This window comes from Kitasatospora sp. NPDC058492 (assembly GCF_042720685.1).
Taxonomy (GTDB): Bacteria; Actinomycetota; Actinomycetes; order Streptomycetales; family Streptomycetaceae; genus Kitasatospora.
In genome coordinates this window covers 29,758-41,916 of record NZ_JBHXMU010000046.1, presented here as the reverse complement: position 1 = coordinate 41,916, position 12,159 = coordinate 29,758, and the positions used below count along the sequence as shown (strand labels likewise).

Sequence of the window (12,159 nt, the reverse complement as noted above, 5' to 3'; positions counted from 1 at the left end):
CCACCAGAACACACCCAACCCGCCACGAACCACCCGCCTTGAGGCGGCCTCCAGTGGATCTCCAGCGCCCGCACAGCGCCCCCACACCCCCGCCCGGGCCGCCGCAAACGGAAGGGCGCGCGTCGGGTGGGGCGGGAGACGGACCCGGAGTCCAGGCCGGACGTGCCGCCCGGGTGGGCGCGGGTGGTCGGCATCGGGTGAGCTGCCGACGGCTCAGGGCAGTAGCAGGCCCGGGACGAGGACCAGGCCGACCAGGCCCGCGACCAGGGTCGGCAGGCCGGTGACGCCCATCCACACCAGGTGGCCGGCGAGCCTGCCCGGGGTGTCCGCCGACAGGCGGCCGGGCACCACCAGGACCGTGCGGGGCCGCGCCACGTCCTGCACGTCGGCGGCGCTGCACTCGTGCCGCTGCGCCGTGCCGAGCTGGTCGGTCACCCGGTAGGTGTACCGGAGCGTGCGCCGGGTGCTGCGGGAGTGGCCGCGGACGTCGTGCACCCGGTACTCACCGAGGTAGGAGCCGGTGAACTCCGCCGGGCGGAGCTCGCCCAGTGCCTGCTGCTGGCGCCAGTAGCGGAGCTGCCAGGGCAGGTTCGCCGCCCAGGCGGCGCTCACCCACCAGGCGGTGAAGCCGGCCCAGACGAACCCGGCCCGCACGGGGTGGCCGAGCAGGGCCAGGGCGACGGACTCGGTGAGGCAGCCGGCGAACAGGGCGAGGAGGCCGAGCTGCCAGCCGGCGGGCCGCAGCGGCCTGGGCCGCCGGAACGGTTCGACGCGGATCCGCGTCGGGTCGGCCGGAGCCTCGGCGAGCCGTTTCAGCCGTTGCGCGTTGATGGCGTCGGCGAACGCCTGGGCCTTGGCGTCGGTCGTGCCCAGGCGGAACTCGGAGCGCTCGCCGCGCCCCGGCGGGTCGACCTCGACGCACAGGTCCCAGAGCACGCCCCGGCCGGGGACGGCGTGCACCCGGTGGATCCGGCCGTAGGGGATGTGGAAGGCCTCCGGTTCCTCCTGCCACACCAGCGCGGATCCGGTCATCCGCACCGAGCGCCGGCCGAACCAGGTGCGGAGTTCCCTCGGCGGTGCGAGTACTGCCTGCCCGGCCATCGCTGTTCTCGTGCTCCCCCGTGACGTGATCTCGGCCGCGTGATCATATAGCCGCGGCGGCCCCCCGAACGGCCGCGGCGGCCGGCCTCGGGCCGGCCGCCGCGACGCGGAGCGGTGCAGGTCAGCCGACCATCGCCGCCAGGACGGTGCGCCAGTCCTCGCCCGGCTCGGGGCTCAGCGGGGCGGCGAGGGTCTCGGCGCGGTAGTGCCAGGGGCGGCGGAGTTCGGGATCGGTGTCGGGGCGCAGGTCCAGCGGGCTGCCGGAGTCGAGCAGGCGCACGAGCTCGCCGGTGAAGTCCGTCCAGGAGACGTGCCCGTTGACGGCGTTGACGATCCGGCCGGCCGCCGGGTTGCCGTCGGCGACGCAGGCGGCGAGCGCGCGGGCCAGGGCGGCGGAGTGCACCCAGGCGGCGCCGTACCAGGTGGGGCGGTCGCCGGGGGCGGGCAGGGCGATCGGGCGGCCGGCCAGGGCGGCCTGGTAGAGGTCGCCGGTGGAGCCCCAGCGGAGCTGGTCGCGCAGGCGCTGGTGCGGGCCCCAGACGATCGGGGCGCGGACCACGGTGGCCGGGCCCCGGCCGGTGGCGGCCGCCTCGAACAGGATGCGCTCGCAGTCCAGCTTGGCCTGCCCGTAGGGGCTGACCGGTTCGCCGGTGGGGCCGCCTTCGGGGACGTCGGTGCCGGACGGGCGGCCGTAGGCGTCGATGCTGCTGACGAAGACGAACGGGCCGCCGCGCCAGCCCTCGACCAGGGCGCGCATCGCGGCGAGGTCGACGGCGTGCTCGGTGAAGGTGCAGGCGGCGTGGATGACGGCGTCGACGCCCTCGACCGCGCGGCGCAGGCTGTCGAGGTCGGCGAGGTCGCCCTCGGCCAGTTCGGCGCCGTGCAGGGCGGGCAGGTGGGCGGACTCGGGCCGGACCAGGGCCCGGACCGGGCGGCCCTGGGCCATCAGTTCCTGGAGGACGGCCGCGCCGACTCCGCCGGTGGCTCCGGTGAGCAGCACGGTGCCCGCGCGGGTGCGGGTGCCCGGGCGGTAGCCGGTGCGGGCGGGGGCGGCGCGGCGCTCGTCCTCGCGGGTGGCGAGCAGGGCGGCAAGGGCGCGCGGGGTGCGCTGTTCCAGCACGTCCAGGCCGGTGAGCGGCAGACCGGTGCGGGTGCGCAGGCGTTCGGCGAGCTGGACGGCGACCAGGGAGTGGCCGCCGAGGGCGAAGAAGTCGCCGTCGGCGGGCGGGGTGGTGCCGAGCAGTTCGCCGAAGGCCGTCCGGACGGTGTCGAGCGGGCCGGACCGCTCGGGGGCGGTCGGGGCCGCGCCGGGCAGCCGGCCGCGGTCCGGGGTCCCGTCGGCGTGCCGGGGCAACCGGTCCAGCAGGGTGACGGCGGCCGGCAGGTGGGCGGGGTCGACGTGGCGGCGCAGGGCGGCACGCAGTTCGACGCCGGTCGGGGCGACCGGGCCGCGCACCACGGCGTAGGCGAGCGGCGGGCCGTCGGCGGTCTCGACGACGGCCGCCTCGACCACCCGGGGGTCGGCCGACAGCGCGGCGAGGGCCGGGTGCCGGGCGGTGGCCAGGCGGGTGCCGGGGAGTGCGGAGAGGGGCTGGTCGGGGTCGGCGGCGACGGCGGCGAGCAGGTCCGCGAAGGCGCTGAGCAGGTGCTCGGCGGTGGTCTCGTCGAGGGCGTCCCGGTCGTGCTGGACCAGGCAGCGCGGCTGCGGGCCGTCCTCGACCAGCAGGGCGAGGCCGAACTTGGCCAGGCCCAGGTCGAGTTCGACGTCCTCGGCGGTGAGGCCGGGCAGCGTGAGCGGCTCGGCAGGGCGGACGAGGTCGCAGCTGACGGACAGCAGCGGGGTGCCGTCGGCGCCGCGGGCCGCCGCGCCGAGCCGCTCGACGATCAGGTCGAACGGGATCTCGTGGTGCTGCTGCGCGTCGAGCAGCGCGGTCCGGGCCCGGCCGAGCACCTCGGTGAAGGTGGGATCGCCGGCCAGGTCGGCGCGCACCGCGAGGGTGTTGACGCCGAGGCCGACGGTGCGGCGCAGTTCGGGCCGCAGGCGCTGGCCGCTGGCGCAGCCGAGGGTGAGGTCGGCCTGGTCGGCGGCGGTGCGCAGGGTGGCGAAGGCGGCGGCCAGGACGACGGCGAACAGGGTGGCGCCGTGCCGGGCGCCGAGCCGGCGCAGGCCCTCGACGGTGGCGGGGGCGAGCGGGGCGGTGTGCAGGGTGGCCCGGCGCTCGCGCGCCCCGGGCGGGGTGGGCCGCAGCAGCGGCAGCGGGCGGGCGCCGGCCAGGTGTCGGGCGCGGGCGTCGGCGGCGCTGGTGAGTTCGGCGTCGCGGGTGCGCTCCTCGCGGGCGTACTCGGCGTACGACGGTCCGGGCGGCGGGAGTTGGGGTTCCACGCCGTCGCGGGCGGCGACGTAGAGGGCGGCCAGGTCGGCGGCGAGGACGGGCAGCGAGCCGCCGTCGACGGCGATGTGGTGGATGTTCAGGAGCAGGGTGTGGTCCTGCGGGTCGTGCCGCAGCAGCAGGGCGCGCAGGACCGGGCCGGTGGCGAGGTCGAAGGGGCGGGCGGCCTCGGCGGCGAGCAGGGCGGGGGCGTTGTTCCCGGCGCCGTTCTCCCAGGTGGCGTCCACCGTGCGCAGCGGCACCGGGGTGACCGGGTCGGTCTGCTGGTGCGGCTGGTCGCCCTGGCGGCCGTAGCGGGTGCGCAGGACGGCGTGGCGCTCGGTGAGGCCGGTGAGGGCGGTGGCGAGGGCGGCGGGGTCGAGCGGTCCGCGCAGGCGGGTGGCGAGCGGGACGTTGTAGAGGGCGCCGCCCTGGCCGAGGTGGTCCATCAGCCACATTCGCTGCTGGGCGTGCGAGAGCGGGGCGGGGCCGGCCGGGCCGTCACCCTGGCCGGCCGGCGCGCTCTGCGGGGCCGCCGGGCGCCCGCCCGCGGCGGGGCGCTTGCGGCGGGCGCGGCGCAGCAGGTCGGCCTGGTCGGCGGTCTGGTCGACGGCCGGGTGCTCGGCGGTCATCGGGTGGCTCCTTGCGGGGTGTCGTCGTGCGCGGCGCGCAGGGCTCGTTCGAGCAGGTCGGCCTGGCCGGCGACGGTGGGGTGGCCGAGGAAGTCGGCGAGCGAGAGCTCGACGCCGAGGTCCTCGCGGAGGTCGTCGACGACCCACATGGCGAGCAGCGAGTGGCCGCCCTCGGCGAGGAAGTCGGCGGCCGGGTCGGTGATCGGGCGTTCCAGGGCGCGGGTCCAGGCGGTGGCGACGGCCTGCTGGATCGGGGTGAGGGCGGCGGCGGTGCCCGGTCCGTCGGCGGCCGTCTCGTCGGCGGCGGCGAGGGCGCGGCGGTCGATCTTGCCGGTGCCGGTCAGCGGCAGGGCGGCGAGTACGGTCCAGGCGGTGGGCACCAGGTGGGCGGGCAGCCGGTCGGCGAGCCGGGTGCGGAGGGTTTCGACGGCCGGTCGGCTGCCGTCGGCGAGGACCAGGCAGGCGGTGAGCGCGGCGTCGGTGTGGCCGGGCCGGCGGACCACGACGGCCGCCTCGGCGACCTCGGGGAACTGCAGCAGCGCGTGCTCGACCTCGCCGGGTTCGATCCGGAAGCCGCGGACCTTCACCTGGTCGTCGGTGCGGCCGTGGAACTCCAGTGCGCCGTCGGGGCGTTGGCGGACGAGGTCGCCGCTGCGGTAGGCGCGGCCGGTGCCGGGCAGGTCGCGGAAGCGCTCGGCGGTCAGCTCCGGCCGGTTCAGGTAGCCCTGGGCGAGCCGGCCGCCGGCGATCCACAGTTCGCCGACGGTGCCGGGCGCCACCGGCGCGAGCTCCTGGTCGAGGACGAGGGCGCGGGCGCCGCCGAAGGGCCGGCCGATCGGGACCGGGCCGGTGGTGCAGTCGGCCGGGGTGATCCGGTGCAGGGTGGTGAAGGTGGTGGCCTCGGTCGGCCCGTAGACGTTGAAGAGTTCGAGCCAGGGGAAGGCGCGCAGCACCGCCCCGGCGTACTCGGGCGACAGGGCCTCCCCGCCGACGGCCAGGGTGCGCAGCACGCCGAAGATCCGGGACTGCCGGGCGGCCAGGTGGTGGAACAGGGCGGTGGTGATGAACACCGTGGTGACGCCGAACCGCTCGATGTCGCGGACGAGTTCCTCGGCGGTGGGCCGGTCGGACGGCGAGACGGCGACGGCGGCGCCGCGCGCCAGCGGGGCCCACAGTTCGAAGGTGGAGGCGTCGAAGCTGATCGTGGAGTGGAACAGGACCCGGTCGCGGGGGCCGAGCGTGAACGCGTCCTGGGCGGTGACCAGGTCGGCGACGGCGCTGTGCGGGACGATGACGCCCTTGGGCCGGCCGGTGGAGCCCGAGGTGTAGAAGAGCAGGGCGGGCGCGGCCGGCTCGGCGGCGTCGGGGGCCGCCGCACCGGCGGCGTCGGGGCCGTGCCCGGCCGGGGCGGCGGGCTCGGCCAGGACGAGGGTCGAGGTCAGCGCGAGGGTCTGCTCCTCGGCGAGTCCGGCCTCGGCGAGCAGCGTCTTGTCGCCGAGGACGAGCCGGACCCCGGCGTCCCCGGTCATCTCGGCGATGCGCTGGCGCGGGTAGGCCGGGTCGAGCGGGACGACGTGGGCGCCGGTCCGCCAGATCGCGAGCTGGGCGACGACCAGGCGGGTGGAACGGGCGCAGAGCAGGCCGACGGCGCTGCCGGGGCCGATCCCCCGGGCGGCCAGGGTCGCGGCCAGCCGGGCGGAGGAGTCGAGGAGTTGACGGTACGTCAGAACGGTGGAGCCGTCGGTCACGGCGAGGGCGTCGGGGCGCTCCTGGGCGTGCCGGGCGATCAGGTCCGGGAGGGTCGCGGTGGGCATGATGGTTCCCTTCCGGGCGCCCCGGCCGCGAACGGCCGGGGCGCCCTGCGCAGGTCGTACGGGCGGGCGGGCGGTCAGACGGCGGCGGCGGCGGTCGGCTGCCGCTCCGCCACCAGCCGGGCGACGGCCCGCAGGTCGGGCTGGCGCAGCACCAGGGGCGCGCGCAGCCGCACCCCGCACTCCTCCTCCAGGGCCTCCAGCAGCCGTGCGGCGGCGAGCGAGTTGCCACCCGAGGCGAGGAAGTTGTCGCCGGGCCCGAGGTCGGCGCGGCCGAGCAGGTCGCGGCACAGGCGCAGCACGGTGCGCTCGGTGGGCGTGGCGCCCTCCTCCGCCGCGACCGGCTCGTCCGCGGCCGGGGCGAGCAGCAGGGCGGCGCGGTCGACCTTGCCGTTGGCGTCCAGCGGGAAGGTGTCGACCAGGCGGACGGCCGACGGGACGGCCTGCTCGGGCAGCCACGGCCGGACCGCCGCCAGCAGTTCGTCGGCGCCGGCCGCCGAGGGCCCCTCGACGGTCTGGACGAAGGCGAGCAGCCGGACGCCGCCGGTCGGCGCCGGGGCCGCGGCCACCACGGCCCGGCGCACCCGCGGGTCGCGCTCGAACGCGGCCTCGACCTCGGCGGGTTCGACCCGGACGCCGCTGACCTTGACCTGGTCGTCGAGCCGGCCGTGGAACTCCAGCACGCCGTCGGCGCCCATCACGACCCGGTCGCCGCTGCGGTAGACCCGGTCGATGCCGTCCACGCCGGGCGGCACGCCGACGAAGCGCCGGGCGGTCAGCTCGGGGTCGAGGTAGCCGGCGGCCAGGCCCCGGCCGCCGATGCGCAGTTCGCCGGCCTGGCCGCGCGGCACCGGCCGGCCGTCCTCGTCGGTGACCAGGACGACCGCGCCCGGGACGGGCAGCCCGATCGGGGGTGCGCCGGCGCCGTGGTCGAGGCCGGGCGCCATGGTGTGCACGGTGGTGGTGACGGTGGCCTCGGCGGGGCCGTAGGCGTTGTGGACGGCCGCGGTGACGTCCGGGCCGGGGGCGCGGCGCAGCCGGTCGCCGCCGATGGTGAGGTGGCGCAGCGCCAGCCCGTCCGGCCACGCGCGCGCCAGGATCGGTTCGGCGAGCGGGGTGGGCAGGATGCTGACGGTGACGCCGGCCTCGCGCCACCAGTCGGTGAGCGCGCCCGGGTCCCAGCGGACGGCCTCGGGGGCGAGGGTGAGTGCGGCGCCGGAGGTGAGGGTGGCCCACAGCTCCAGGACGTGCGGGTCGAAGGACACGCCGATCAGCAGGCTGTGCCGCTCGCCGGGGCCGAGGCCGGTCAGCTCGCGGTACCAGTGGAGCAGCGCGCCGAGGGCGGGCTCGCCGACGGCGACGGCCTTGGGGGTGCCGGTCGAGCCGGAGGTGAGCACCGCGTAGTGGGTGCCGGCGGGCACGTGGACCTGCTCGCCGGGGACGAACGCGGCGACCACGTCGGTGGTCGGGTCCAGGTCGAGCGCCAGCTGCTCGCCGCCCTGGGGAAGCCGGGCCGGGTCGCCGACCAGGCAGGCGGGCCGCAGCTGCTCGGCGACGGCCTGGAGCCGGCGCTCGCCGGGGCGCGGGCCGAGCGGCAGGTGGACGGCGCCGAGCTTGGCGGTGGCGAGGGTGACGGCGGCCAGGGCGGCGGAGTGGCCGAGGCAGACGCCGACCAGGTCGCCGGGGCGGATCCGGTCGCGCAGCGCCGCGGCCACGGTGTCGGCGAGGCGGTCGAGTTCGGCGTAGCTGTAGGTGCGGGCGCCGTCGATCAGGGCGGGCGCGTCCGGGGTCCGGTGCACCCAGGTGGCGAACAGGTCGAGGACCGCGCCGTCCTGGTGCGGGCGGCCGTATTCGATGCTCAGGGTTTCCATCATCGTCTCCAGGTGGTTCAGGCCGTTGACAGGCTGTTGACAGATCGTTGACGGACTGTCAGTTCAGGCCCATGGAGCGGGCGATGATCACCTTCTGGACCTCGGAGGTCCCCTCGATGATCGTGGTCATCCGCACGTAGCGGTACAGGAACTCCAGCGGGTGGCCGCGCACCCAGCCGGTGGCGCCGTGCACCTGGAGCGAGCGGTCCACCGCGCGCACGGCGGTCTCGGAGGCGGTGAGCTTGGCGAGCGCCGCGTTCTCCGGCGCCTCGGTGCCGTCGTCGACCAGCCGGGCGCAGGCGAGGGTGAGCAGCTTGGAGCACTCCACCTCGGCCCGGGTGGCCACCAGGTGCTCCTGGACGTGCTGGTACTCGCCGATCACCTTGCCGAAGGCGCGCCGCTCGCGGGCGTACTCGACGCCCATGCGCAGCGCGTACTCGGCGATGCCGTTGCACATCGCGGCGACGACCAGGCGGCCCCGGGAGAGGCTGTCCATGGCGAGGGCGGTGGCCGCGCCGACGCCCTCCTCGCCGCCGATCACGGCGTCGGTGGAGACGGTGACCTGGTCGAGCAGCAGCTCGAACAGCGGTTCGCCGGACATGCCCTCGTAGCGCTGGCCGATCCGCAGGCCGGGCTGGTCGATCGGGAGGACGAAGGCGGTGGCGCCGGCGGTGGGCCCGGCCCCCTCGCCGAGGTCGGTGGCGGTGACGACGAGCACCAGGCCGGCCCGGTCGGCGTTGCTGACGAAGGTCTTGCGGCCGTTCAGCACCCAGCCGTCGGCGGTGCGCACGGCGGTGGTGGTGAGGCGGAACGCGTCGGAGCCGGCGTGCGGCTCGGTGAGGGCGAGGCAGCGGGTCTGCTCGCCGCGCACCAGCGGCACGAGGTGGCGCTCGATCTGCTCGGGGGTGCCGTGCCGCAGCAGCGGGCTGGGGCCGTCGGAGCCGGCCAGGGCGTACGGCGCGAGCGGGCAGCCGCTGCGCCCGGCGGCGTGGTGCAGCAGGACGACGGCGGTGAACGGCATGTCGGCGCCGCCGAGTTCCTCGGGGTAGTCGCCGGCGTAGAAGCCGAGCGCGGCGGAGCGCTTGCGGACGTAGGCGCGCAGTTCGGCGGGCACCTCGTCGGCGGTCTCGGGCAGTTCGGCGGCCAGCGGGACGAGCTCGCGGCGGACGAAGCTCTCGAAGGCGTCGACGAGTTCGCGGTGGGCGTCTTCGAGGACGGCGGAGGGGGCGCTCATGCGCGGTCTGCCTTTCCGGGGTGCTGGCCGGTGAGGGCGCTGGCCTGGTCGGCCAGGACGGCGTGGCGGAACAGGGTGCGCAGCGGCGGGCGGCTGCCGAGGTGCGGCTCCAGCCAGGCGGCGAGCTGGGCGGCGAGCAGCGAGTGGCCGCCGACCTCGAAGAAGTGGGACTCGGCGGTGAAGCGGTCGTGGCCGAGCACCTCGCGCCAGGCGGCGGCGATCAGTTCCTGGCCGGGGTCGGCGAAGGCGCTCTCGGCGGCCGGGGCGGCCTCCTGGGCTGGGGCCTCGTCGGCGAGCCGGGCGAGGGCGGCGCGGTCGGGCTTGCCGCCGGGCAGGGTGGGCATCGCCTCGACGGCCGTCCAGGTGGCGGGGACGAGCCCGCCGGGCAGCCGCTGGGCGAGCGCGGCGTGCAGGGCGGCCTGGTCGGGGCGGTCGGCGCCCTCCAGGAAGCCGATCAGGCGCGGGCCGGCCTGCGGGTCGGTGTGCAGCACCACCGCGCAGGAGCGGCCGCCGAGTTCGGCGGAGGCGGCGGCCTCGATCTCCTCCAGTTCGATCCGGTGACCGCGGAGCTTGACCTGGTTGTCGGCGCGGCCGAGGAAGCACAGCCGGCCGCGCAGGTCGCGGTAGCCGCGGTCGCCGGTGCGGTAGACGCGCTCGCCGCCGAGGGCGGGCACGGTGACGAAGCGGGCCGCGGTCGGCTCCGGCAGGCCGAGGTAACCATCGGCCAACAGGGCTCCGCTGACGGCGAGTTCGCCGACGCAGCCGGCCGGGAGCGGGCGCAGCGCCTCGTCCAGGACGTGCAGGCGCACGCCGTCCAGTTCGGCGCCGAGCGGGATCTCGCCGTCCTCGGCCACGTCGGCGGCGGTGACCTCGTACACGGTGGAGGTGACGGTGGCCTCGGTGACGCCGTAGGCGTTCAGCACGGTGGTGGCCTCGATCAGGCCGGTCAGCGCGCGGGCGGGCAGGCGCTCGCCGCCGAGGACGAGCAGCCGGGGCGCCCAGAGGCCGTCGCGCAGCGCCTCGCGCAGGTCCTCGCGGACGGCGAGCAGGTAGCTGGTCGGCAGGTTGGCGACGGTGACGCCGCGGGCGGCGAGCACGGCGACGAGCTCGGGCCCGGTGGGCACCTCGCGCTGCGGCACGACCAGGGCGGCGCCGGCGGCGAGCGCGGGCAGCACCTCCTCCAGCGCCACGTCGAAGGACGGGCGGGCGAACAGCAGCACCCGGTCGGCGGGGGTCAGTTCGTAGCGGGCGGCGATCGCGGCGACGTACCCGGCGAGCGCGTCGCGGCCGACCAGGACGGGCTTGGGCACGCCGGTGGAGCCGGAGGTGTGGATCAGGTAGGCGGCGCCGTCCACCACTGCGGCGGGCTCGGCCTTGGGGAAGGCCGGGCCGTCCAGCAGCGCGGGGGTGACGCCGTCGGCGGGCAGGGCGAGCGCGCTCTGCCGGGTGGCCAGCACCAGGGCCGGGGCCAGCCGGTCCAGCAGCAGGCCGAGCCGGGCGGCCGGGTCCTCGGCGGACAGCGGCGCGTACACGGCGCCGTACCGCAGGCAGGCGAGCAGGGCGACGACGCTGTCCACGCCGCGCGGCAGCACGGCGGCGACCGGCTGGCCGGGGGTGACGCCGGCGGCGCGCAGGCGTTCGGCCAGTTGGGTGACGCGGCGGTCGAGCTCGCCGTAGCTGAGGCGCTCGGTGCCGGCGATCATCGCGATCGCCGTGGGGTCGTGGGCGGCGGCCGGGTCGAGACCGGCCCGGGCGACGGCGGTGGCGGGTTCGGCGGCCGGGGCGGGGTCGAGCGCGGCGAGCGTGGCCTCGGGCCGGTCGAGGTAGCAGCGCAGCAGCTGGAGCAGGCGGTCGGCCAGCAGGGTGGCCTCGGCCTCGCCGAAGAGGTCGGCGTCGTAGTCCCAGACCAGGGTCATCCCGGCGCCGCCGTGCTTCTCGCCGACCACCCGGCGGTCGTCGGGCAGCAGCACCAGGTCGAGGTCGAAGCGGGTGGTGCCGGTGTTGAAGCCCTCGTACAGCGAGACTTCGAGACCGGGCGCCTGGACGTCCGGCAGCGCGGCGTCGTGCGCGCTGAACATCACGTTGAACAGCGGGTTGTCGGCGCCGCCGGTGTGCAGGCCGAGCCGGCGGGTCAGCTCCTGGACCGGCAGGTCCTGGTAGGGCAGCGCGCGCAGCAGGACGTCGGTCACCTCGTCGACGGCCTCGGTGCCGGGGGCGGACGGGTCCAGTCGCAGGTGCAGCGGCACGGTGTTCACGAACATGCCGACGGTGCCCTCGAAGCCCTCGGGGCGGTTGCCGACGGCGGTGCCGACGACGAGTTCGCGGTGCCCGGAGTGCCGGCGCAGCAGTTCGGCGAAGAGCGTGAGCAGGGTGCTGAACGGGGTGTGCCCGTCCTCCTTGCTGCGGGTGCGCAGCCGCTCGGCCAGGTCGGCGCCGATCGCCTGGCGCATCTGGCCGCCGCGGTGGCGGCGCACCGCGGCGGGGTTGGCCAGCCCGGGCAGGGTGACCTCGCGCGGGGCGTCGGTCAGCTCCCGCAGCCAGAAGGCGAGCGCGCGCTCGCGGGCGTCCGGGTCGACGGCCGTACGGGCGTGCTGCTCGTACGAGGGCGCCTCGGGCAGCTGGTAGGGCTCGCCGAGGACGTGGGCGCGGTAGACGGTGAACAGGTCGCGCAGCAGGATCGCGAAGGAGTGGCCGTCGTGGACGAGGTGGTGCTCGACGTGGATCAGCCGGTGGTGGTCCGTGCCGAGGCGCACCAGGTGCCAGCGCAGCACCGGCGCCTTCTCGGTGTCCACCGGCTCCTCGGCCTCGGCGGCCAGCAGCTCGCGGAAGGCGGCGTCCGGGTCGGCCTCGGCGGCGAAGTCGCTGCGGCGCAGCGTCGGTTCGCAGTGCTCGGCGACCCGCTGGCCCGGCAGGCCCTCCGGGCGGGGGACCAGTTCCAGGCGCAGGCCCGGATGGTGGGCGAGGACGGCGGCCAGTCCGGCGTGCAGCGCGTCCTCGTCGAGGGTGCCCCAGAGGTCGAGCACGGCGGTGAAGTTGTACGCACGACTGCCGGGCAGCATCTGCTCGTGCAGCCAGACGATCTCCTGCGAGGAGGAGAGCGCAAACATCGGTGACTCCCTTGTGTGGTGGGCGTGTTGGCCC

At 76.8% G+C, this 12,159-nt stretch carries 6 protein-coding genes; all 6 read right to left on the bottom strand.

Features of this window, described 5'->3' with window-relative positions; genetic code table 11:
• Positions 1-213 precede the first annotated feature (213 nt).
• Positions 214-1,101 carry a hypothetical protein gene (locus ACFWPI_RS27060; protein ID WP_380377531.1) on the bottom strand — a complete coding sequence of 296 codons (888 nt, stop codon included), beginning with the start codon at positions 1,099-1,101 and terminating at the stop codon, positions 214-216.
• Positions 1,102-1,222: 121 nt separating this feature from the next.
• On the bottom strand, positions 1,223-4,102 hold the full coding sequence (locus ACFWPI_RS27055; RefSeq protein WP_380377532.1) for a condensation domain-containing protein: 2,880 nt from the start codon (positions 4,100-4,102) through the stop codon (positions 1,223-1,225).
• The gene (locus tag ACFWPI_RS27050) at positions 4,099-5,916 is read right to left on the bottom strand and encodes an amino acid adenylation domain-containing protein (protein WP_380377534.1); all 1,818 of its coding nucleotides are present in this window, start codon (positions 5,914-5,916) and stop codon (positions 4,099-4,101) included. Before ACFWPI_RS27050 ends, ACFWPI_RS27055 begins: the two co-directional genes overlap by 4 nt.
• A 74-nt stretch (positions 5,917-5,990) precedes the next feature.
• Positions 5,991-7,784 carry an AMP-binding protein gene (locus tag ACFWPI_RS27045; protein ID WP_380377536.1) on the bottom strand — a complete coding sequence of 598 codons (1,794 nt, stop codon included), beginning with the start codon at positions 7,782-7,784 and terminating at the stop codon, positions 5,991-5,993.
• Between the two features lie 58 nt (positions 7,785-7,842).
• Positions 7,843-9,018, bottom strand: a complete 1,176-nt coding sequence (locus tag ACFWPI_RS27040; RefSeq protein ID WP_380377537.1) for an acyl-CoA dehydrogenase family protein — start codon at positions 9,016-9,018, stop codon at positions 7,843-7,845.
• A complete protein-coding gene (locus ACFWPI_RS27035; RefSeq protein ID WP_380377539.1) occupies positions 9,015-12,125 on the bottom strand; it encodes an amino acid adenylation domain-containing protein in 3,111 nt (1,036 codons plus the stop codon). Before ACFWPI_RS27035 ends, ACFWPI_RS27040 begins: the two co-directional genes overlap by 4 nt.
• Between the last annotated feature and the right edge of the window lie 34 nt (positions 12,126-12,159).

Bases quoted from the DNA above. Each gene is read 5' to 3' on its own strand.
- ACFWPI_RS27060 (WP_380377531.1), bottom strand. From the start codon at position 1,101: ATGGCCGGGCAGGCAGTACTCGCACCGCCGAGGGAACTCCGCACCTGG.
- ACFWPI_RS27055 (WP_380377532.1), bottom strand. From the start codon at position 4,102: ATGACCGCCGAGCACCCGGCCGTCGACCAGACCGCCGACCAGGCCGAC.
- ACFWPI_RS27050 (WP_380377534.1), bottom strand. From the start codon at position 5,916: ATGCCCACCGCGACCCTCCCGGACCTGATCGCCCGGCACGCCCAGGAG.
- ACFWPI_RS27045 (WP_380377536.1), bottom strand. From the start codon at position 7,784: ATGGAAACCCTGAGCATCGAATACGGCCGCCCGCACCAGGACGGCGCG.
- ACFWPI_RS27040 (WP_380377537.1), bottom strand. From the start codon at position 9,018: ATGAGCGCCCCCTCCGCCGTCCTCGAAGACGCCCACCGCGAACTCGTC.
- ACFWPI_RS27035 (WP_380377539.1), bottom strand. From the start codon at position 12,125: ATGTTTGCGCTCTCCTCCTCGCAGGAGATCGTCTGGCTGCACGAGCAG.